Annotated in this window: 19 protein-coding genes; 10 read left to right on the top strand and 9 right to left on the bottom strand. The window is 69.1% G+C overall.

What is annotated here, in order from left to right; translation table 11 throughout:
• Positions 1–14: 14 nt before the first annotated feature.
• The 3 genes from FFS72_RS18510 to clpS all read right to left on the bottom strand — a co-directional run bounded on the left by FFS72_RS18510 (position 15) and on the right by clpS (position 2,036).
• Complete coding sequence (locus FFS72_RS18510; RefSeq protein WP_137875290.1) at positions 15–1,073, bottom strand: P1 family peptidase; 1,059 nt, start codon at positions 1,071–1,073, stop codon at positions 15–17.
• A complete protein-coding gene (gene aosR / locus FFS72_RS18515) occupies positions 1,070–1,645 on the bottom strand; it encodes an oxidative stress transcriptional regulator AosR (protein WP_137875291.1) in 576 nt (191 codons plus the stop codon). The genes FFS72_RS18510 and aosR overlap by 4 nt, the downstream gene beginning before the upstream one ends.
• A gap of 70 nt (positions 1,646–1,715) precedes the next feature.
• A complete protein-coding gene (gene clpS, locus FFS72_RS18520) occupies positions 1,716–2,036 on the bottom strand; it encodes an ATP-dependent Clp protease adapter ClpS (RefSeq protein ID WP_502704130.1) in 321 nt (106 codons plus the stop codon).
• A gap of 94 nt (positions 2,037–2,130) precedes the next feature.
• Between clpS and FFS72_RS18525 the strand changes: the two genes are divergently transcribed.
• The 3 genes from FFS72_RS18525 to FFS72_RS18535 are packed head-to-tail and all read left to right on the top strand — an operon-like array spanning position 2,131 to position 6,162.
• On the top strand, positions 2,131–3,462 hold the full coding sequence (locus tag FFS72_RS18525; protein ID WP_137875292.1) for a nicotinate phosphoribosyltransferase: 1,332 nt from the start codon (positions 2,131–2,133) through the stop codon (positions 3,460–3,462).
• A gap of 24 nt (positions 3,463–3,486) precedes the next feature.
• A complete protein-coding gene (locus FFS72_RS18530) occupies positions 3,487–4,119 on the top strand; it encodes an isochorismatase family protein (protein ID WP_137875293.1) in 633 nt (210 codons plus the stop codon).
• A gap of 9 nt (positions 4,120–4,128) precedes the next feature.
• Entirely contained in the window at positions 4,129–6,162 is a 2,034-nt protein-coding gene (locus FFS72_RS18535) for an ATP-dependent DNA helicase (RefSeq protein WP_137875294.1), read from the top strand.
• 117 nt (positions 6,163–6,279) lie between these two features.
• Here the strand turns inward: FFS72_RS18535 and glgP are convergent, their stop codons facing one another.
• Positions 6,280–8,868, bottom strand: coding sequence for an alpha-glucan family phosphorylase (glgP, locus tag FFS72_RS18540; RefSeq protein ID WP_137875295.1), 2,589 nt, complete (start codon positions 8,866–8,868; stop codon positions 6,280–6,282).
• Between the two features lie 119 nt (positions 8,869–8,987).
• Here glgP and FFS72_RS18545 point away from each other — a divergent pair, with 119 nt between their 5' ends.
• From FFS72_RS18545 to FFS72_RS18555, 3 genes are read left to right on the top strand one after another with little or no spacing between them, the layout of a single operon-like run.
• A complete protein-coding gene (locus FFS72_RS18545; RefSeq protein WP_137875296.1) occupies positions 8,988–10,994 on the top strand; it encodes a maltotransferase domain-containing protein in 2,007 nt (668 codons plus the stop codon).
• Positions 10,991–13,192 (top strand): 1,4-alpha-glucan branching protein GlgB, encoded by a 2,202-nt coding sequence (gene glgB, locus FFS72_RS18550; protein WP_137875297.1) that lies wholly within the window; start codon positions 10,991–10,993, stop codon positions 13,190–13,192. Before FFS72_RS18545 ends, glgB begins: the two co-directional genes overlap by 4 nt.
• Complete coding sequence (locus FFS72_RS18555) at positions 13,189–14,619, top strand: neutral zinc metallopeptidase (RefSeq protein ID WP_137875298.1); 1,431 nt, start codon at positions 13,189–13,191, stop codon at positions 14,617–14,619. The genes glgB and FFS72_RS18555 overlap by 4 nt, the downstream gene beginning before the upstream one ends.
• Here the strand turns inward: FFS72_RS18555 and FFS72_RS18560 are convergent.
• The 3 genes from FFS72_RS18560 to FFS72_RS18570 all read right to left on the bottom strand — a co-directional run bounded on the left by FFS72_RS18560 (position 14,616) and on the right by FFS72_RS18570 (position 17,293).
• Positions 14,616–15,500 (bottom strand): tetratricopeptide repeat protein, encoded by an 885-nt coding sequence (locus FFS72_RS18560; protein ID WP_137875313.1) that lies wholly within the window; start codon positions 15,498–15,500, stop codon positions 14,616–14,618. The two genes, FFS72_RS18555 and FFS72_RS18560, sit on opposite strands and share 4 nt — an antisense overlap.
• Before the next feature lie 127 nt (positions 15,501–15,627).
• Positions 15,628–15,999 (bottom strand): DUF3817 domain-containing protein, encoded by a 372-nt coding sequence (locus FFS72_RS18565; protein ID WP_137875299.1) that lies wholly within the window; start codon positions 15,997–15,999, stop codon positions 15,628–15,630.
• A 103-nt stretch (positions 16,000–16,102) separates the two neighbouring features.
• Positions 16,103–17,293 carry an acetyl-CoA C-acetyltransferase gene (locus FFS72_RS18570; protein WP_171018736.1) on the bottom strand — a complete coding sequence of 397 codons (1,191 nt, stop codon included), beginning with the start codon at positions 17,291–17,293 and terminating at the stop codon, positions 16,103–16,105.
• 92 nt (positions 17,294–17,385) lie between these two features.
• Between FFS72_RS18570 and mce the strand changes: the two genes are divergently transcribed.
• Positions 17,386–17,859 carry a methylmalonyl-CoA epimerase gene (gene mce / locus FFS72_RS18575; protein ID WP_137875301.1) on the top strand — a complete coding sequence of 158 codons (474 nt, stop codon included), beginning with the start codon at positions 17,386–17,388 and terminating at the stop codon, positions 17,857–17,859.
• Between the two features lie 114 nt (positions 17,860–17,973).
• Positions 17,974–18,972: a coiled-coil domain-containing protein gene (locus tag FFS72_RS18580; protein ID WP_137875302.1), complete on the top strand. Its 999-nt coding sequence runs from the start codon at positions 17,974–17,976 to the stop codon at positions 18,970–18,972.
• Here the strand turns inward: FFS72_RS18580 and FFS72_RS18585 are convergent.
• Positions 18,953–19,255: an Rv1322 family protein gene (locus FFS72_RS18585; RefSeq protein WP_171018737.1), complete on the bottom strand. Its 303-nt coding sequence runs from the start codon at positions 19,253–19,255 to the stop codon at positions 18,953–18,955. The two genes, FFS72_RS18580 and FFS72_RS18585, sit on opposite strands and share 20 nt — an antisense overlap.
• A gap of 59 nt (positions 19,256–19,314) precedes the next feature.
• Positions 19,315–19,989 (bottom strand): endonuclease NucS, encoded by a 675-nt coding sequence (nucS, locus tag FFS72_RS18590; RefSeq protein WP_137875303.1) that lies wholly within the window; start codon positions 19,987–19,989, stop codon positions 19,315–19,317.
• 97 nt (positions 19,990–20,086) lie between these two features.
• Between nucS and FFS72_RS18595 the strand changes: the two genes are divergently transcribed.
• Together FFS72_RS18595 and FFS72_RS18600 are read left to right on the top strand one after the other, a co-directional pair.
• Positions 20,087–21,640 carry an adenylate/guanylate cyclase domain-containing protein gene (locus tag FFS72_RS18595; RefSeq protein WP_137875315.1) on the top strand — a complete coding sequence of 518 codons (1,554 nt, stop codon included), beginning with the start codon at positions 20,087–20,089 and terminating at the stop codon, positions 21,638–21,640.
• A 32-nt stretch (positions 21,641–21,672) separates the two neighbouring features.
• Positions 21,673–22,029: an MmcQ/YjbR family DNA-binding protein gene (locus FFS72_RS18600; protein ID WP_137875304.1), complete on the top strand. Its 357-nt coding sequence runs from the start codon at positions 21,673–21,675 to the stop codon at positions 22,027–22,029.
• The last annotated feature ends 261 nt before the right edge of the window (positions 22,030–22,290 follow it).

The raw sequence follows: 22,290 nt of genomic DNA on the forward strand, positions 1-22,290 counted from the left end.
GGGCGGCGGCTTCGTCAGACGTCGAACGCCGACGGGAACCGGTCCCGATAGCTGGGGATTCCGGCGACGGCGGTGGCGGTGAGGACGGCGTCGACGATGGCGTCCGCGACCACGTCCGCGGCTGCCGTGCAGATCGCCGCGAGGGCGGGAAGGTCCGCCGGGAAGGCAGGCGGCACGGCCGATTCGGCCGGAAGCTCCCGCGTGCCGGTGGCGAGCGCGAACAGGGTGTCGCCGTCGAGAGGCGAGTGGGCGGGCCGGATCGCGCGTGCGAGCCCGTCGTGTCCGGCGACGGCAACACGTCGGCACGCGGCCTTGCCCAGCGGGGCATCGGTGGCGACGACTCCGATCGTGGTGTTGAGGACGGTGCCCTTGTCGCCGAGCGCGAGCGCCGCCTCGAGTTCTTCCGGGTCGGGCACTCGGAGCCCCCACGCGGCGGCCTCGGTGGGCGTGACGCCCCAGGGCAGACCGGTTCCCGGATCGAAAACCGAGCCGACGGGATTCGCGACCACCAGCGCCGCGACCGTGACCCCGGCTGCAGGCCCCGCCCCCAGGACGACGCTCGCGGTGCCGACGCCGCCCTTGAGGGTTCCTGCGCGGGCCCCGGTCCCCGCGCCGACCGAGCCTCGCGCGACGTCGACTCCGGCGGCGCCGGCCGCGAGGAAGCCGTGGTCGGCGGTGGGACGGGCGGACCACTCCCCGACCGGCAGATCGAAGATGACCGCGCCCGGCACGATCGGGACCACGTGGCCGTCGGCGTCCATCGGGATCCCCCGGCCGTGTTCCTCGAGCCAGCGCATCACCCCGTCGGCCGCCGCGAGACCGTACGCGCTGCCGCCGGTGAGGAGGATCGCGTCGACCTTCTGGACGCTGTGACTCGGATCCAGCAGATCCGTCTCGCGGGTGCCTGGACCACCGCCTCGCACGTCGACGGCCGCGGTGGCGCCGTCCGGCGCGAGGACGACGGTGCAGCCGGTCGCGCGACCGGACCCGAGGGTCGCGTCGTCGTCGAGTTCGTGATGGTGCCCGACGAGCAGGCCCGTCACGTCGGTGAGTGCCCCGCTCCTCCGCGTCACGGCAGCAGGACCTGCACGAGGGAGTCCTGCATCCACGTCAGCCAGTGGTAGACGTCGAGGTGTGGCGCCCGCGGGTCGTCGGGGTCGAGTTCGTCGGGGGTGTCCGCGTCGATGCCGATGGTGGTGCCGAGCGCCAAACGGATGTCGTTGAGCCCGTACAGCCACTGCTCGGCCTGTTCGGGGGTGAGCACGACCTTGCCGCCCTCGACGGGAACGGTCCGCAGGATCGTCGAGCCGGCCGCGACCTTGGCGTCGATGATGTCGGGCTCGTAGAGGCTGCGCAGCGCCCCGTTGTCGTTGGCGTCGCGGGAATCGGGGTCGACGGCGTCGCGGCCGGTTCCGAAGAAGTCGGGCAGGAGGCGGGCGACCGTGGCATCGGTCGGCGTGGTCGGGTTACCGGTTCGCAGGCCGGTGAGTTCGGTCAGGTCGTCCGTCGGGGCGGACGCCGATCGGTCTGCGAGGAGGCCGAGGACCGACGTCACCAGCGATCGCAGGACCGAGGCCTCGCGTGCGTCCATCTCGGATCGGATCTTGACCCCGCTCAGCGAGTTCTTTCGGCTCCATGTGCGCACGTCGAAATACCTGGTGACCCTTCCTGCGTAACTGAGAATCGGCGGTGAAGTCGGGCGACGGCCGGCGCCGTCAGCTGTCCCGCTGCATCGTCGCCCACAGGCCGGCGGCGTGCAGTCGCTGGACGTCGTGCTCCATCTTGTCCCGAGACCCGGACGACACGACGGCCTTGCCCTCCTTGTGCACCTGCATCATCAGATCCGTGGCCTTGGCCTTGCTGTAGCCGAACAGCTTCTGGAAGATGAATGTCACATAGTGCATGAGGTTGACGGGATCGTCCCACACCACGGTCACCCAGGGACGGTTGAGCGCCTCGTCCTCGTCCGTCACCTCGGCCTGCTCGGGCAGCACGGTCGGTGCCGGGGTCGGCATGTTCGCCATCGGCACGGCCATGAGCGTGGGGTACGGGCGCGGAGCCATGACTCCAGACTACGACGCAATCCGGGCCAATTGAACACCGAGCGGTCAATACCGTGGTGCTCGTAGGGTGGGCCCGGTGACGAACTCCCAGTGGTCTGCGCCCGCGACCAGTACCGCGCTGCTCACCGACCAGTACGAGTTGACGATGCTGGCGGCGGCGCTCGCCGACGGGTCCGCGCATCGCCGGTGCACGTTCGAGGTGTTCGCCCGCAAACTGCCCGCCGGCCGCCGGTACGGCGTCGTTGGCGGCGTGAGCCGAGTGCTGGATGCGCTGGCACGATTCCGTTTCGGTGAACCCGAACTGGCGGTCGCGTCGCGCTTCCTCGACGACGCGACACTCGCCTGGCTGCGCGACTACCGATTCGGCGGCGACGTCGACGGGTACCGCGAGGGCGAACTGTACTTTCCGGGGTCGCCGATCCTGTCGGTTCGGGGGACGTTCGCGGAGTGCGTTCTGCTCGAGACGCTGGTCCTGTCGATCCTCAATCACGACAGTGCGATCGCGTCGGCAGCGGCGCGGATGGTCAGTGCCGCCGGCGGCCGCAAGCTGATCGAGATGGGGTCGCGGCGCGCGCACGAGGAGGCCGCCGTCGCCTGCTCCCGCGCGGCGTACCTGGCCGGTTTCGACGCGACCTCGAATCTCGAGGCGGTCCGCCGGTACGGGGTTCCCGGGGCAGGCACGAGCGCGCACGCGTACACGCTGCTGCACACCACCGGCGAGGGCCCGGACGAGGCGGCGGCGTTCCGCGGCCAGGTTGCGAAACTCGGTGTCGGCACCACGCTGCTCGTCGACACCTACGACATCACCGAGGGTGTCCGGACGGCGATCGAGGTGGCCGGGCCCGAGCTCGGCGGGGTTCGCATCGACTCCGGTGACCTCGGGGAATGGGCGCGTCAGGTCCGAGCGCAGCTCGACTCGCTCGGCGCGACGAACACGAAGATCGTGGTCTCGGGCGACCTGGACGAGTACGCGATCGCGGCGTTGCGAGCCGAGCCGGTCGACACGTACGGCGTGGGTACGGCCCTGGTCACCGGGTCGGGCGCGCCGACGGCAGGCATGGTCTACAAGCTGGTGGAGGTGGACGGGATCCCGGTCGCCAAACGCAGCAGCCAGAAGGCGTCGCGTGGTGGCACCAAGAACGCGGTCCGACTCGCGAGGCCCACGGGGACGATCGTCGAGGAGGTCGTGTACCCCGCGGGCTCGGCGGCCCCGGTGGTCGAGGGTCTCGTCGACCGACCGCTGATGGTCCCCATGGTCCGCGGCGGAGAGTTCGAGCGTGACCTGCCGGGGCTGGCGGATGCGCGGGACCTGGTGGCGTCGAATCTGGTGAGCCTGCCGTGGGAGGGCCTCAAGCTGTCGAACGGCGATCCTGCTGTTCCCACCCGTTTCGTCGACTGACGCGCAACGGGGAAGGATGGGGTCATGACGAGGACTTCGCGGGCACTGGTGATCGTGGACGTGCAGAACGACTTCTGCGAGGGCGGATCGTTGGCGGTCACCGGTGGCGCCGCGGTCGCGGAAGCCGTCACCGAGTACCTGGCGTCGCCGGGCCGCCCCGAGTACGCGGCGGTGGTCGCGACGGCGGACCGTCACATCGATCCGGGGCCGCACTTCTCCGACAACCCCGACTACCGGGACAGCTGGCCGCCGCATTGCGTCGTGGGGACGCCGGGGACGGAGTTCCATCCGGCGCTCGACACCTCCGCGGTGCAGGAGGTGTTCGGCAAGGGCAACTTCGCGGCGGCGTACTCGGGATTCGAGGGAGCCTCGGACGACGGCGACTCGTTGACGGACTGGCTGCAGGACCACGGCATCGACGCGGTCGACATCGTCGGCATCGCCACCGACCACTGCGTGCGCGCGACTGCGATGGATGCGGTCCGGGAGGGCTTCGACACACGGGTGCTGCTCGACTACACGGCCGCGGTGTCACCGGACACGGTCCGGACGGCCCTGACCGCGATGCAGAACGCCGGCGTCACTCTCGTCGGCTGGTCGGCTCCCCCGCCGCGTCGCGGGACGAGTGGTGGGCGCGCGCCGATCCGCGGGCAGTAGCCTTGTCGGGTGCCTGAACTCCCCACCGTCCCCGAGTTGCTGTCCGAGGCGGTGCACGCGCTCGGCGGCGCCGAACGCCGGAACCAGCTGACGATGGCATCGGCGGTCGCGCATGCGATCGAGTCGGGCGAACATCTCGCGGTGCAGGCGGGTACCGGTACCGGCAAGTCGCTGGCCTACCTGGTGCCGAGTGTGCGGCACGCGGTGGAGTCGGGGCGCACGGTGGTGATCTCGACGGCGACGATCGCGCTGCAGCGTCAGCTGGTCGACCGGGATCTGCCCCGGTTGGCGAAGGCGCTGAAGAAGCCACTCGGCCGGGAGCCGCGGTTCGCGATCCTCAAGGGGCGCAACAACTACCTGTGTATGAACAAGGTGCACAGCGGCATGGCGGACGAGCCGGCCGCGGAGGCCGAACTGTTCGACGCGTTCGCGGTGTCGCGACTGGGCCGCGAAGTGAAGCGACTGACCGCATGGTCCTCGGACACCGAGACCGGGGATCGCGACGAGGTCGTGCCCGGCGTCAGCGACCAGGCGTGGCGGCAGGTCAGCGTCACCTCCCGCGAATGCCTCGGCAAGGCGCGCTGCCCGATCGGCGAGGACTGCTTCGCGGAGCGAGCCCGGCTCGAGAGTTCGCGGGTCGACATCGTGGTCACCAACCATGCGTTGCTGGCGATCGACGCGATCTCGGGGATCGCGGTGCTGCCCGAACACGACGTGGTGGTGATCGACGAGGCGCACGAACTTGTGGACCGCGTCACCGGTGTCGCGACGGCGGAGTTGGCGCCCGCGACGATCAGCGCCGCGGCGCGGCGCTGCGGGAAGCTGGTCGAGGAGCAGGATGCGGACCGGCTGGAGGCGTCGTCCGAGGCGTGGACGGCGATCCTCGACGAGCTGCCCGCGGGACGCTGGGAGCATCTGCCGGACGGCGCCGGGCAGGCGTTGGCGCTGGTCCGCGACGCGGCGTGGGCGGTGCGGACCGCCATCGGGCCGTCCCGGCCGGGCCAGGCGGCGGCGGACCCGGAGTCGGCGGCGGCCCGGACGGCCGCGCTCGCGGCGGTCGACGAGGTGCACGACAGCGCGGTTCGCGTGCTGACCGCGTTCGACGAACCCGATCCCGCCAAGCGCAGGGACGTGGTGTGGCTCGCCGACGAGGAGCGTCGCGGCAAACTCGTGCGGATCGCCCCACTGTCCGTCGGTGGTCTGCTGCGCTCGCGTCTGTTCGACGAGTCGACGGTGGTGCTGACGTCGGCGACGCTGACGGTCGGTGGCTCGTTCGACGGTCTCGCCGTGGACTGGGGCCTGCCCGCTCAGGCGCCGGTGCGCAGCGACACCGCGATGGCGACGGCAACGGAGGCACCATCCGACGAGTCGACGGTCAAGTGGAACGCACTCGACGTCGGATCACCGTTCGACCACGCCAAGGCAGGAATCCTGTACGTGGCCAAGCATCTTCCGCCGCCGGGCCGCGACGGACTGACCCCGCGTGTGCTCGACGAGATCGAGGCGTTGGTCGCCGCCGCGGGTGGCCGCACCCTTGGCCTGTTCTCGTCGACGCGGGCGGCGAAGGCAGCGGCCGCGGAGATGCGTTCGCGTCTGAGCACACCGGTGCTGTGCCAGGGCGAGGACGCTACGGGACAGCTGGTGCGCAAGTTCGCGGAGGACGAGGCGACATCGCTGTTCGGCACCTTGTCGCTGTGGCAGGGCGTGGATGTTCCCGGTCCGTCGCTGTCACTGGTGATCCTGGACCGGATCCCCTTCCCACGGCCGGACGATCCGCTGCTCGCGGCGCGTCAACGTGCCGTCGAATCACGCGGCGGCAACGGCTTTCTCGCTGTCGCGGCGAATCATGCGGCGCTGCTCCTCGCTCAGGGTGTCGGCCGTCTCCTGCGCAGCACCGACGACAAGGGCGTCGTCGCGGTGCTCGATTCGCGGCTGGCGACGGCGCGGTACGGCGGCTACCTACGCGCCTCACTTCCGCCGTTCTGGGAGACGTCCGATCCGCAGATCGTCCACAAGGCCCTCGAGCGACTCGCGGGCGGCTGACCGCGCCATCACCGTGAACACCGCCGTTGTCGTGGGCAGCGGCACCCGCTCCCCGGCGGCGGTGTCCACGGAATGTGTGGATTCAACGCCGCCGGGGCCGCACTTCCTCGGAGCCTGCTAGCCCGCCGGAACCGACACCAGGCCGAGCTCGGCGTCGCTCGCCAGCAGCTCGTGGTGTGGCAGCACCCGCACCGTGTAGCCGACCGCTCCCGACAACGGCAACGCCGTGTCGACGACGTACACGTGGCCGAGTTCCTCGACTCCGACATGCGTCATCGGGACGGTCACCACATCGGTCAGGTCCTCGTCGGGCCCGACCCTGCCGAGAACCGCCTGCACCGTGACCTCGGACGGGTCGAGCTCGCCCAACCGGACGTAGGCGCGCAGTGACAGGTCGGCACCGATCACGGGTGTGTCGGGGAGACCGGAACTGTCCACCTGCACCACCTGCACGCCCGGCCACTGCGCCGCGACCCGCGCCCGGTACACGGCGAGCCTCTTCGCACCCGCATAGCTGTCGGCGACAACGGTCCTCGATGCGGCCGCCGCAGGCGCGTACAGGTCGACGACGTAGTCGCGAACCATGCGCGACGCCAACACCTTCGGGCCGAGCGTCTGCAACGTGTGTCGCACCATCTCCACCCACCGCGCCGGCACCCCGTCGGAACCGCGGTCGTAGAACTTCGGCAGCACCGACTGCTCGAGCAGGTCGTACATGGCGTTCGCCTCGAGGTCGTCGCGGCGGGTCTCGTCCTGCACGCCGTCGGCGGTCGGGATGGCCCAGCCGTTCTCGCCGTCGAACATCTCGTCCCACCACCCGTCGCGGATCGACAGGTTGAGTCCACCGTTGAGCGCCGACTTCATGCCCGACGTACCGCATGCCTCGAGCGGGCGCAGCGGGTTGTTGAGCCACACGTCGCAACCCCAGTAGAGGTACCGCGCCATCGACATGTCGTAGTCCGGCAGGAACACGATCCGGTGCCGCACGTCGTGCTCGTCGGCGAACCGGACGACCTGCTGGATCAGCGCCTTCCCGCCCTCGTCCGCGGGATGACTCTTGCCCGCGACGACGAGCTGCAGCGGCCGCTCCTCGTCGAGCAGCAGGGCGCGAAGCCGCTCCGGGTCACGCAGCATCAGGGTGAGGCGCTTGTAGGTGGGCACCCGTCGCGCGAATCCGACGGTCAACACGTTCGGGTCGAAAACCTCCGAGGTCCAACCCAGTTCGGCTTCGCTCGCTCCGCGCTCTACCCACGACGCCCGCACCCGACGACGGACCTCGTCGACGAGTTGCCCGCGCAGGGCGTTGCGGGTGGCCCACAGCTCGTCGGCGCCGATCTCCTGCAGCTGCTCCCAGCCGCGAGCCTCCTCGACGAGTTCCGGCCCGACGGCGCGGTGCGCGAGGTCCATCCACTCCCGCGCCGCCCACGTCGGCGCGTGCACCCCGTTCGTGACCGATCCGATCGGCACCTCGTCGGTGTCGAAGCCCTGCCACAGTCCGTTGAACATGCCTCGGCTGACGATGCCGTGGAGCTTCGAGACCCCGTTGGCCCGCTGGCCGAGCCGCAGGCCCATGTGCGCCATGTTGAAGACCGACGGATCGGTCTCCCTGCCCAGGTCGAGGATGCGATCGACGCCGAGACCGGGCAGCAGCGACGAGTCGTTGCCGCCTTCACTTCCGGCGAAGTAGTGGCGGACGAGGTCGAGCGGGAACCGGTCGATTCCGGCGGGAACCGGCGTGTGCGTGGTGAAGACCGTTGCGGCCCGCACCGCGGCGAGCGCCTCGTCGAAGTCGAGGCCGGTGCCCGTCACGAGCTCCCGGATCCGTTCGGCGCCGAGGAAACCCGCGTGTCCCTCGTTCATGTGAAACACCTCGGGGTCCGCGAGCCCCTCGGACCGGGTGTATGCGCGCACCGCCCGCACGCCACCGATCCCCGCGAGGATCTCCTGCTTGATCCGATGGTCCTGGTCCCCGCCGTAGAGCCGGTCGGTGACCCCACGCAGTTCGGCGTCGTTCTCCGCGATGTCGGAGTCCAGCAGCAGCAGCGGCACCCGGCCGACCTGCGCGATCCACACGCGCGCCCGCAGCACCCGGCCGCCGGGCATCGCCACGTGCAGCAGGACGGCCGCCCCCGACTCCGGCTCCGTGAGCAGGCGGAGGGGCAGCCCCTGCGGGTCGAGCGACGGATAGTGCTCGGACTGCCAGCCGTCGGCGGTCAGTGACTGGCGGAAGTACCCGGACCGGTACAGCAGCCCGACGCCGATCAGCGGCACTCCCAGGTCGGACGCCGCCTTGAGGTGGTCGCCGGCCAGGATGCCGAGGCCGCCCGAGTAGTTGGGCAGGACCTCGGTGACGCCGAACTCCATTGAGAAGTACGCGATCCCACTGGCCAGGTCCACACCCTTGGCCTGCTGGTTCTGGTACCAGCGCGGGCGGTCGAGGTAGTCGACGAGGTCGGCCTCGAGCCGATCCAGTTCGGCGACGAAGGCATCGTCGGCGGCGAGTTCGTCGAGCCGCCCGGGCGCGACCTCACCGAGCATCCGGACCGGGTCGTGGCGTACCTGCGTCCAGAGTTCCGGATCGATGCGCGCGAACAGGTCCTGAGTGGGCGGGTGCCAGGACCAGCGCAGATTGGTCGACAGCTGCCCGAGAGCGGACAGCCGGGCAGGCAGGTGGGCGCGGACGGTGAACCGACGCAAGGCTTTCACCTGGCGAAGACTACAGATCGGGCCGCTTTCGGTCCTGTCGTGTGACCGGGACGACCGGCGCCTGGTGAAAGGGCTTCGTCGCGAGCGGGCACCCCACGGAACCCCGTAGTGTCTCGGGCATGACCGGGCGGATAGGTATCGACGACGTCGTCCCCGAGATCGCGGGCGGACGCTACCCGGCGAAAGCCGTCGTGGGCGAGACCTTCCCCGTGTCCGCAACGGTGTGGCGGGACGGCCACGACGCCGTCGCCGCGACCCTGGCCGTCCGGGGGCCGGGGTTCACGCGCAGCATCCGCATCCCGATGCTGCCCGGTCCGTTGCCGGACACGTTCGCCGCGATGTTCACCCCGACCTGCCCGGGCACCTGGACGTACCGCGTCGAGGGGTGGAGCGACCCCGTCACGACGTGGCGCGGCGCCGTCGAGGCCAAACTTGCCGCCGGCCAGGGTCCTGCCGAACTGGCGAACGATCTCGAGATCGGAGCCAGGTTGTTCGAGCGGGCGGCGAGGGCTGTCCCGCGGGGAGACCGACCGCGGTGCCTGGCGGTGGCCGCGGCACTGCGCAGCGGCGCCCACCTGCCGGAACGGGTCGCTCCCGCGTTCGCGCCCGGTGTCACGGACCTGCTGCGCACCCATCCCCTGCGCGACCTCGTGACCCGCGGACGGGCGCTGCCGGTGCTCGTCGACCGCAGCCGGGCGCTGTTCGGGTCCTGGTACGAGTTCTTCCCCCGCTCCACTGGCGGTTGGGACGCCGAGGGACGGCCGCGCCACGGAACCTTCGCGACCGCAGCCAACGACCTTCCTCGCATCGCCGCGATGGGATTCGACGTTGTGTACCTGCCGCCGATCCACCCGATCGGCAGGGTGAACCGGAAGGGGCCGAACAACACCCTCACCCCGGGACCCGATGACGTCGGGTCACCGTGGGCGATCGGCGCCGCCGAGGGCGGCCACGACGCGATCCACCCCGAACTCGGGACGATGCGAGATTTCCGTGCGTTCGTCACCCGCGCCGCCAAGCTCGGACTCGAGGTCGCCCTCGACCTGGCACTGCAGTGTGCTCCCGACCATCCCTGGGCCGCAGCCCATCCGGAGTGGTTCACGGTCCTCCCGGACGGCACGATCGCGTTCGCCGAGAACCCGCCGAAGAAGTACCAGGACATCTACCCCGTCAACTTCGACGACGACCGCGACGGCATCTACACCGAGGTGTTGCGCGTGGTTCGGTTCTGGATCTCGAAGGGGGTCAAGATCTTCCGAGTCGACAACCCCCACACGAAGCCGCCGGACTTCTGGGAGTGGTTGATCGCGGAGGTCAAGGCGAGCGACCCCGACGTGCTGTTCCTGTCGGAGGCGTTCACCCGCCCCGCTCGCATGTACGGACTCGCCAAGCGCGGATTCACCCAGTCCTACACGTATTTCACGTGGCGGGTGCACAAGCAGGAGCTGATCGACTTCGGCCTCGAGCTCGCCGCGAAAGCAGATGAGGCCCGGCCGAACCTGTTCGTCAACACGCCGGACATCCTGCACGAGAGCCTCCAGGTCGGGGGCCCGGGCATGTTCGCCCTGCGCGCCGCGCTCGCCGCCACTCTCGCACCGACCTGGGGCGTCTACTCGGGATACGAACTGTACGAACACATTCCCCTCCGACCCGGCAGCGAGGAGTACCTCGACTCCGAGAAGTACCAGCTCCGTCCCCGCGACTTCGACGGCGCGCGCGCCCGCGGCGAATCACTCGAACCGTGGATCACCACCCTCAACAAGATCCGTAGGGCGCATCCCGCACTGCAGCAGTTGCGCAACATCACCTTCCATCACGTCGACAACGACTCGTTGATCGCGTATTCGAAATTCGATCCCGTCACCGGCGACGCGGTCCTGACCGTGGTCAACCTCAATCCGTATGGCGCGGAGGACGGCACGATCTGGCTGGACATGCCCGCCATCGGACGCGACTGGCACGACCGCATCACGGTTCTCGACGAGGTCTCCGGTGAGCAGTACGACTGGGGCCAGACCAATTTCGTGCGTCTCGAACCGTGGCGGGCGGTCGCGCACGTGCTCGCGCTGCCCCCGATCCCCTATCCGGAGCGCCTACACCTGGGGCACCGCCCCCCGGTCTCGTGAGCCCCACGACGGCGCGCGTCGGCTCCGCGCCCAACCCGGACGACCTCGCTCGGCTCGTCGCGGGCACCCACCACGACCCGCACGCCATCCTCGGCGCGCACGCCCACCCGGGCGGCACCGTGATCCGTGCACTGCGGCCGCATGCCGTTTCGGTGGCGGCCCGCGTCGGCGGCGCCGACCACATGCTGACCGACCTCGGCGACGGGGTGTTCGGCGGCGTCGTTCCCGTCGAGAACCTCATCGACTACCGCCTCGTCGTCGAGTATCCGGGCGGTCACACGATCGTCGTCGCCGACGGGTACCGATTCCTGCCCACCCTCGGCGATCTCGACCTGCACCTGCTGAGCGAGGGGCGCCACGAACGCCTCTGGGACGTTCTGGGCGCACATCCCCGCAGCTACAACACTCCCGACGGCGACGTCACCGGTGTGTCGTTCGCGGTGTGGGCGCCGAACGCGCTCGGGGTCACTGTGATGGGCGACTTCGACGGGTGGGGGGGCCGGACGCCGATGCGCGTCCTGGGCTCCACCGGAGTATGGGAGGTGTTCGTACCCGACGTCGGCCCCGGCGACCTGTACAAGTTCCGGGTGCACTGCCGCGACGGGTCGGTGCGGGACAAGGCCGATCCGATGGCGTTCGCCACCGAGGTTCCGCCCGCGACGGCGTCCCGCGTCACCCTGTCCTCGTACGCCTGGAACGACTCGGAGTGGCTGGCGGCGCGATCCCGTCGCGAACCGAATCAGGAACCGATGAGCGTCTACGAGGTCCATCTGGGCTCGTGGCGACCGGGACTCTCCTATCGCGATCTGGCGGAACAACTGTCGGAGTACGTCCTCGAGTGCGGCTTCACCCATGTCGAACTCCTGCCGGTCGCCGAGCACCCTTACGGCGGGTCGTGGGGCTATCAGGTCACCTCGTACTACGCACCGACGGCCCGCTTCGGGTCACCCGACGACTTCAGGGCGTTCGTCGATCACCTGCACGGGGCCGGAATCGGCGTGATCGTCGACTGGGTGCCCGCGCACTTCCCCAAGGACGACTGGGCGCTGGCACGATTCGACGGCGAGCCGCTGTACGAACACGCCGACCCCAGGCGCGGCGAACAACTCGACTGGGGCACCTATGTTTTCGACTTCGGACGCCCCGAGGTACGCAACTTCCTCGTCGCCAACGCCCTGTTCTGGATCGACCAGTTCCACGTCGACGGTCTCCGCGTCGACGCCGTCGCCTCGATGCTGTACCTGGACTACTCACGTCCGGCAGGCCAGTGGACGCCGAACATCCACGGCGGCAGGGAGAACCTCGAGGCCGTCTCCTTCCTGCAGGAGATGAACGCGACGGTGCACAAGCACCATCCCGGGGTCGTGACGATCGCGGAGGAGTCGACGTCCTGGCCCGGCGTCACCCGCTCGACCACCGTCGGTGGACTCGGATTCTCCATGAAGTGGAACATGGGCTGGATGCACGACACCCTCGGGTACCTGGGCCACGACCCCGTGCACCGCAGCTTCCACCACCACGAGATCACCTTCTCCCTCATGTACGCCTGGAGCGAGCACTTCCTGCTGCCGATCAGCCACGACGAGGTGGTGCACGGCAAGGGCACGCTGTGGACACGCATGCCGGGGGACGACGCAGCCAAGGCCGCGGGGGTCCGCGCCCTCCTGGCCTACATGTGGTCGCATCCCGGCAAGCAGCTGCTGTTCATGGGGCAGGAATTCGGTCAACGCACCGAGTGGTCCGAGGAGCGGGGACTCGACTGGGGGCAACTCGACGACCCGAACACCGGTGCGCTGCAACGAGGTGTGCTGACGATGGTGCGCGACCTCAACGCGGTCTACCGGTCGTCGCCGGCACTGTGGACCCTCGACGCCTCGCCCGGCGGCTACTCCTGGATCGACGCCAACGACACCGAGAACAACGTGCTCAGCTTCCTGCGGTACGGCACCGACGGCTCGATCGTCGCCTGCCTGTTCAATTTCGCGGGCACGTCACACGATCGATATCGCGTCGGGCTTCCGGAACCCGGACCGTGGCGCGAGATCCTCAACACCGACGCCGCCGCCTACCACGGTTCGGGGCTCGGAAACTTCGGCGAGGTCACCGCGACGACGTCCCCCTGGCACGGTCGACCCGCCTCCGCGGAGGTGACCCTGCCCGCGAACAGTGCCATCTGGATTCGTCGGGAACCGCGATGAGGCGCGCACTGCTGGTTGCCGTCGCGGTGGCAGGTGCCGCCGCGATACTGGCGGGATGCACGCAGGTCGTCGCCGGTCACGCGGTGTCGATCTACGACGACCCGTTCACCGTTGCGGGCCTGCCCGCCACCGGTGGACCGAGCGGCCCCAGGCCGGGCGCTCCGCATTCGACACTGTCGGTGCGTGGGGCAGACGGATCGGATGCCGACACACTCGCCACCTCGGCCATCGACGATCTCGCCGCGTTCTGGTCCACCGAGTATCCGGCGGTGTTCGCGGGCGAGTTCCGCCCGGTGACAGATCTCATGTCGTGGGACCCGACAGTCGAACGGTCGAGCCGATTCTGCGGCGACGGCACCTACGGAGTCGTCAACGCCGGCTACTGCACTCGGGACGGCTCGATCGGGTGGGATCGCGCAGTCCTGCTCCCGATGCTGATGGAGACCTTCGGACCGATGGCCGTCGTCATGGTCATCGCGCACGAATACGGTCACGCCGTCCAGCACGACTCCGGACTCGCCGGTGCCGACTCCCCCACGCTCGTCCTCGAACAGCAGGCCGACTGTTTCGCGGGCGCCTACATGCGGCACGTCGCGGCCGGTCGGTCGAATCACTTCACACTCAACACGTCCGACGGATTGAACTCGGTGATGGCGGCGATGGTCGCCGTCCGCGACACCGATCCGAACGACCCGGAAGGCGTGCACGGCACCGCATTCGAGCGTGTCACCGCGTTCCAGATCGGATTCACCGACGGAGCTCGGGCGTGCAGCAGAATCGACGAGGCCGAAGTCGACGCCCGCCGCGCTCAACTCCCCCAGCAGTTCACCCGCCCCGGGGAGACCGGCGAAATGCCCGTCACCGAGGAGGCGATCGGTGTGATCGTCGATTCTCTCCAGTCGGAGTTCGCGTTGCCGCAGCCACCGAAGGTGGTCTACACCGGCGCCGACACCGGATGCCCGGACGCAACCTCGACCGAGCCCGTCTCGTACTGTCCGGCCACCCGAACCATCGGGGTCTCGATGCCGGAACTGATCGACCGCGGAACGCCGTACGACGTCGACCCCGCGGGTGGCGGGGCCGACGAACTATCCGTCGACGTCCGTGGCGACTTCGGCGCCTACGTCCTGGTTGCGTCCCGATTCACGCTCGCGGTCCAGCAGCAGGTGGGTGATTCACTCACCGAACCGAAGACAGCACTGCGCGCGGCCTGCCTGTCCGGGGTGTGGACCTCAGCCACCGCCGCAGGGGGCTCGCCCACGCTGTCGCCCGGCGACCTGGACGAGGCGGTCTCCGGCCTCCTCACCGACGGCGTGATGGCCAGCGATGTCGACGGCAACACGGTGCCGAGCGGCTTCGCCCGCGTCGACGCGTTTCGCGCCGGCGTCCTCGGTGGCCGCGACGCCTGCACCAACCGCTACGGCTAGTAGAGAGCGGACGCGAGCTTGCGACGCGCGGCGACCACGATCGGGTCGGCGGGGTCGAAGAGCTCGAAGAGTTCCAGCAGACGGGTCCGCACCGTTGTCTTGTCGTCACCGACGTACCGCTTGATCGCGGCGATCAGCAGCGTGAACGCCTCGTCGGGCTGCTGCGTGTAGAGCAGCGCGTCCGCCGCGGCCAGCTGGGCGTCGACGTTCGCAGGATCGGCGGACGCCGCAGCAACCGCATCCGGGGCGACCGTCTGCACGCGCGCCAGGAACCGCACCTGTCGCAGCGCGGCGAGCGCATCCTTGTTCGCGGGCTCGACATCGAGAATCGCCTGGTACGCAGCCTCGGCACCGTCGAGGTCACCCTCCGCGAGGGCGTCCTCCGCAGCGACGAAACGCGGATCCTCCGGCTCCGGCTCCGCACCTTCGGCCTGCGGCGGTCCCGACAGCTTGCCCGCGGTCGCGGCGAGAACCTGCCCGAGCCAGCCGCGAACCTCCTCGATGGGCTGCACACCCTGGAAGTCGGCGAGCGGCTGGCCGCCCGCGACCGCGACGACGGTCGGGATGCCCTGCACGCCGAACGCCTGCGCGATGCGCATGTTGGCGTCGACGTCGACCTTGGCCAGCACCCAGGTCCCGTCGCCTTCCACAGCGAGATCCTCGAGTTCGCGCGAGAACGCGATGCTCGCGTCGCTGCGGGGCGACCACAGTGCCACGACGACGACGACCTGCATCGACCGCTCGAGAACCTCGGCCTCGAAGGTGGCTTCGGTGACATCGACGATCGGGGCGAGCGCGGACGACTGGCCCTCACCTGCGGCGGGTGTCGCGGGAGGCTGGGGGCGGTCCTTTAGTCCGGACAGATCCACTGCCCCGGACATGGCAGCCGCCATCGCGGCGGACGGTTGTGCAGGCTGGCGGGAACCGGGTCGAGTCACGATGCCCAGTTTGTCACAAGACGACTGTGCCCCCGGACCTTGCAGGTCCGGGGGCACTGGATCGACCGGGTCAGACGGTGTCGAGTTCGCGGGGCGCCGTGGTGTCGGCGTTCGTGACCGACAGCTCGCCGAGCTTGCCGGTCCGGACGGCCCACGCCTCGAACAGGATCGTGAAGAACGGCGGGATGCTCGAGAGCAGGGCCAGGCCGGTGGTCACGAGGTTCCACTTCAGGGACCGCGCGGTGAGGAGCGCAACGATGACGAAGAGGACGAACACGCCGCCGTGGAAGGGGCCGAAGATCTTCACGCCGATCTCGTTCCCGTTCTCCGGCAGGTACTTGAACGCCATACCGATGAGCAGGCCGGCCCAGGTGATCGCCTCGAGAATCGCGACAAATCGGAAACGCTTGGCCGGGGTGCTGAGGTCGAAGATGTTCGCCATGCCGCCATTGTGCCGGGCTTCTACGACGATCTGTCGTTGCTGTGGGAGACATCACGGCCCCGACGCCATGCGCCGAGGCCGTGATTGGAGTAGAAGCGCGCGCCTACTTGGAGGGCACCCGGAGGATCAGGGCGTCACCCTGTCCGCCGCCGCCGCACAGGGCAGCCGCACCGACACCGCCGCCGCGACGCTGCAGTTCGAGCGCGAGGTGCAGCGCGATGCGGGCCCCCGACATGCCGAGGGGGTGGCCGAGGGCGATGGCGCCGCCGTTGACGTTCACCTTCTCCGCGTCGATGCCGAGTTCGCGGGTCGACGCGATGCCCACGGCGGCGAACGCTTCGTTGATCTCGATCAGGTCGAGGTCGGCGGGCGCGATGCCTTCCTTCGCGCAGGCCGCGGCGATGGCGTTGGCGGGCTGGGACTGAAGGGTGGAGTCGGGTCCGGCGACCTGGCCCGCGGCGCCGATCTCGGCGATCCACTCGAGGCCGAGTTCTTCGGCCTTGGTCTTGGACATGACGATCACGGCAGCGGCGCCGTCGGAGATCTGCGACGCCGAACCGGCGGTCACGGTGCCGTCCTTCGAGAACGCGGGACGCAGGGCGCCGAGCGACTCAGCGGTGGTGTCGGCGCGGATACCCTCGTCAGCGGCGAAGAGGACGGGGTCGCCCTTGCGCTGCGGGATCGAGACCGGGACGACCTCCGAGTCGAAGATGCCGTTCTTCCAGGCGGCGGCGGCCTTCTGGTGGGAGGCGGCGGCGAACGCGTCCTGAGCGTCCCGGGTGACGAACTTGTCGTCGGAGTTGGCGGATTCGGTGAGGGCGCCCATCGCCTGGTCGGTGAAGATGTCGTGAAGGCCGTCGTACGCCATGTGATCGCGCAGGGTCACGTCGCCGTACTTGAAGCCGGCGCGGGACTTCTCGAGCATGTGCGGGGCGCGGGACATCGACTCCTGGCCGCCGGCGACGACGATGTCGAACTCGCCTGCGCGGATCATCTGGTCGGCCATGGCGATGGCGTTGACGCCGGACAGGCACACCTTGTTGATGGTCAGCGCGGGCACGCTCATCGGGATGCCCGCGGCGACCGCTGCCTGCCGGGCGGGGATCTGTCCGGCGCCAGCGGTGAGGACCTGGCCCATGATGACGTAGTCGACCTGCTCGGGGGCCACCCCCGCTTTCTCCAATGCACCCTTGATGGCGATGCCACCGAGATCGGACCCCGAGAAATCCTTCAGCGAACCCAGCAACCGGCCCACCGGCGTCCGAGCACCGGCAACGATGACAGAACTGGCCACGACATTCCTCCAACGATCAGGCACGAGCATCGACGGCGACCGAAGCCACGGCCGACAGAGAACTACCAAAACGGTAACGCTAACGTCTGACCATGACGAACTCCGCTCCTGCAGGCTCACCCCTTGCCTCCGACCTGGTGATCGCGATCGACCACGTCGGTATCGCCGTTCCCGACCTCGACGTCGCCCTCGCCTGGTACGCCGAGCACCTGGGCCTCGTCTCCACGCACGAGGAGGTGAACGAGGAGCAGGGCGTTCGCGAGGCGATGCTCACCGTCCCCGGCAGCCCGGCAGGCGCTCCGATGATCCAGCTCCTCGCGCCGCTGAACGAGAACTCCACCATCGCGAAGTTCATCGACCGCAGCGGCCCCGGCATCCAGCAGATGGCCTACCGCGTCACCGATCTGGACGCGATTTCCGAGCGCCTCCGCGCCGGCGGCGTCCGGTTGCTCTACGACGTACCGAAGCGCGGCACCGCCGACTCCCGCATCAACTTCATGCATCCGAAGGACGCGGGCGGCGTGCTCGTCGAACTGGTGGAGCCTGCGGCGCACCCCGCGCACTGAACCACCCGGCAAACCCACAGCACCACGCGCCCGCGAAAGTGGGCGCGTGGTGTCGCAGATCACAACCTGCGTGCGCCGTCCCTCATCGCCGCGACCAGCGGTAAATTGGTTCGCATGGCCTACGACCACGACGGCGGCATGCCGTTCACCATCGTCCGCAAGGGATACGACAAGGACGAAGTTCGACGGTATTTCGACCGCTTCGACACGGAACTGCGGGTGACCGCGACGGACCGTGACGCCGCCGCCGCTCAGGCCCGCGACCTCGCCCACCAGCTCGAAGACGCCCGCGACGAGATCGACTCGCTCCGGAAGGACGTCGATCGGCTCTCGGTGCCGCCGACCACCGCCGAGGGCATGAGCGAGCGCATCTCGCGCATGCTCCGCCTCGCGTCGGACGAGTCGTCGGAGGTTCGCGCCAAGGCACAGTCCGACGCGGCCGAGATGATCTCCATCGCCGAGCAGGAAGCCACGGCGCTGCGCGGCAAGTACGAGGCCAAGCTGGCCGAGACCAACGACCGCCGGTCCGCGATGGAAACCGAGCACGAGCAGACGATGGCCCGGGCCCGCACCGAGGCCGCCCGGACGATCGAGGCGGCGCAGTCGGAGGCGGCGCGCCTCGAAGCGGAGTCGGACGCCAAGCGCGCCAGCATCCAGCAGGACTTCGAGATCACCATGAGCGAGCGCCGCACGAAGGTCGTCGCCGCTGTCGACGAACTCGAGGCATCGAGCAAGGCCGAGGCCGAACGTCGCCTGACGGACGCCACCAACGAGGCGAGGCGGCGGCTGCAGACGGCCACCGAGCAGGCGGACAAGCGGATCGCCCACGCCAAGGAGCTCGCAGAGGAATTGCGTGTTCTCCGCGGCCGGATCCTGGCGCAGCTGCTGGGAATTCGCGGTCAGCTCGATTCCGTGCCTGCGATGCTCGCATCGGTCAACCGAGAGGGCGAACTCCTCGACGGCAAGGCCGATTCACAGCGCGGCCGGGACACCAGTCATGTGGAGGACGACCTGGATTCGGACGAGTCCGACCTCACCGACCTCGAGAACGAGGACCCCGAGTTCTCCGACGACGAATCCGACACGGAACAGGTCACGACCAACGCCGGGTGACGCCCCGCGAACCACGACCGTTCCAGCAGCCGGTGTGCCAGTGCCGGCGGTCCTCGGCCCCGCCGAGACCGTCGGCCTGCCACGCCACGAGGTGCGCTACGCCGGGCCTGATCTCGTGATCGCAACCCGGGCAGCGGTACGTCTTGAGCGCTCGCGCGCCCGGAATCTGACGCACCAGGTACTGCTCGTCGTCATACCCCGCGGGCCCGGCCTCCACGCGTGGCCCACCGGTCCCGACGGGTGACGGGCCGCCAGAATTGCGATTGTTGTTGCGCCGGGGCATGGCTCCACTCTAGTGACGCGATCGGGTGGGCCGATCGAGACCACCTCCCGCCCGGTATCTCAGAACAGTCGGAACTCGGTGCTCTCGATGCCCCGGAGCGCCTCGTAATCGAGGGTGAGACAGCGGATTCCGCGGTCCTCGGCGAGCGTGCGGGCCTGCGGCTTGATCTGCTGGGCGGCGAACACCCCGGTCACGGGTGCGAGCAGCGGATCCCGGTTGAGCAACTCCAGGTATCGCGTCAGCTGCTCGACACCGTCGATCTCGCCGCGGCGCTTGATCTCGACCGCAACCGCTGCGCCCGCCCCGTCCCTGACCAGCAGGTCGACGGGACCGATCGCCGTCATGTACTCACGGCGAACGAGGCTGTACCCCTCGCCGAGAGTGTCGACGTGCTCGGCGAGCAGTTCCTGCAAGTGCGCCTCGACACCGTCCTTGACGAGCCCCGGATCGATACCGAGCTCGTGTGAGGAGTCGTGCTCGACCTCGTCGATCGTGATGCGCAGTTCCTCACCGGCCTTGTTGGTGACCACCCACAGGATCGCGCCGTCGTCACCGCCGTTCTCGACCAGCCAGCACGGCGGGCTCATCCAGTTCAAGGGCTTGTAGGCACGGTCGTCGGCATGGATGCTGACGGAGCCGTCCGACTTCACCAGCAGCAGCCTGCGGGCTTTCGGCAGGTGAGAGGTGAGTCGTCCGACATAGTCGACCTGGCAGCTGGCAATCACGAGACGCACGTCGACCACCCTAGAACACGCGGCCGCCGACACCCGCATGGTCGCCCCACGTGGCGGCGCGCTCGCCCTGGCCGACGCCGCTAGTGTGAGCGACACCATGCGACGCTTCCGCCGTTCCACCTCGCAGCTCGGATCGCCGATTCTCGGAACCGTCAACGAGAGTCCCCACGTGCGCCGGACCCGCGTCCAGATCCTGGTCACAGCATCGCTGATGCTGTCCAACCTGATCGGCACGCTGCTCGTCGGAACCCTGTTTCTCGTCGTGATCCCCGGTCCCCAGCTCTTCACACCGGAGTTCCGGATCGTCACGGCGGTGATCGGACCGATCTACATCGTCGCCTCGCTGCTCATCGGCACTGTGTGGGGCACTCTGATGGGAATCCGCGGCCTCAGGTGGGCGGTCGAGGGACGCACTCCCACCCGCCGCGAGGCAACGGCGGCCCTGTCGATGCCGTGGCGCCTGACCACCATCCAGATCGTGTTGTGGTCGGGCGGGCTTGCCCTGTTCACCACCGCGTACGGCCTGATCGACCCGGCGACGATTCCCAAGGTCTCCTTCACCATCGCGATGGGCGCGGTCACCGTGTGCGCCTTCAGCTACCTGCTCAGCGAATTCTCCCTTCGCCCCGCAGCCGCGCGGGCTCTGGAAGCCGGTGATCCACGTCGGGTGCGCTTCGCACGCGTCACCGGGCGTGGCCTGCTGGCCTGGCTGCTGGGCACGGGCGTCCCTGTGTTCGGTCTCATGCTGGTGGCAATCTTCAGCCTCGCACGCGGTGACGAGGACGCCACCCAGGTGAACGTGTCCATCCTGGCGATCGGCGGCGTCACGCTGGCGTGCGGGTTCGCGCTCACCCTGCTCGGTCTGGAAGCCACCGTCGCCCCGATCCGCGCCGTTCGCGGCGCGATGGCCGAAGTCGAACGGGGCAATCTCGATGCGAGGGTCGTCGTCTACGACGGCACCGAACTGGGTGAGCTGCAGAGCGGCTTCAACCGGATGGCCGAGGGACTGAGGGAGCGCGAACGCATCCAGGAACTGTTCGGCAGGCATGTCGGCCGGGAGGTCGCGGAGGCGGCGATCGCCCGCAATCCTGAGTTGGGCGGCGAGGAGCGGCAGATCGCCGTCTTCTTCATCGACCTCGTCGGGTCCACGCACATCGCCGCCACCCGTCCGCCCCGCGAGGTGGTCGAACTCCTCAACCGCTTCTTCGCGGTCGTGGTGGACGAGGTAGACCACCACGGGGGCCTGATCAACAAGTTCGAGGGCGACGCCGCGCTCGCGATCTTCGGAGCGCCGGCCGAACTCGACGATCCCGAGGGCAACGCGCTCGCAGCTGCTCGGCGGATCCGTGACCGCCTGGTCGTGGAAGTGCCCGACTGCAGCGCCGCGATCGGTGTTGCTGCCGGCATCGCGGTCGCGGGGAACATCGGTGCACGCAATCGGTTCGAGTACACCGTGATCGGCGATCCGGTCAACGAGGCGGCCCGGCTGTGCGAGCTGGCAAAGTCGGTCCCGGGCGCTCTGGTCGCGTCCGCGCGGACGGTTGCCGCAGCCGCACCGGAAGTGTCGCAACGGTGGGCGCTGGGCGATTCGGTCCTACTTCGCGGGCGTGCTGTCCCGACGAGACTCGCCACCCCCGTCCCCGTGACCTGACGGATGTCGGTCGCCTCTGGTAGACGTGGGGCATGGCTGTGACCGTCGACGAGTTCCTCGCAATGCTGCAGACCTTGCCCGAAACCGAGCAGATCGATACGGGAAACTGGATCGCGCTCAAGGTCTGTAGCAAGGGCTACGCCTACATCTGGGAGAAGACGCAGACGGTCGGACTGAAGGCCACACTCGACGAGCAGATCGCCCTCGTTGCCGAGCGCCCCGAAGTGTTCGAGGTCCAGTTCACCGCCGGCCAGTTCGGCTGGGTCGTCGTGCACCTCGAGGGAATCGAGGCCGACGAACTCCTCGAGCTGGTCACGGAAGCGTGGTGTCTGACGGCGCCCCGGCGCCTTGTAGAAGCACACGAGTTCGGATCCCTCTACGACGAGTAGCGACACCCCGGGCTCGCGCGGACGTCGCGCCAACGGCAGTGTGCGCACCCCTTTTCGCTCGTTCGCAGCGGTGTTCGGCGTGGCACTGCCGGTGTGCACGCATCGACACCCGTGCGCAGACGAGTTGCGGGGAGAAAAGGGAAAAGGTCCCCTGAAACGCCGAAAACCCCGGAACCAGAAAACTCTGGTTCCGGGGTCCCCGGGATGTTATGTACGGCGGTGTCCTACTCTCCCACACCCTGTCGAGTGCAGTACCATCGG

This window comes from Rhodococcus sp. Q (assembly GCF_005503035.1).
In the GTDB taxonomy this organism is placed as follows: domain Bacteria; phylum Actinomycetota; class Actinomycetes; order Mycobacteriales; family Mycobacteriaceae; genus Rhodococcus_G.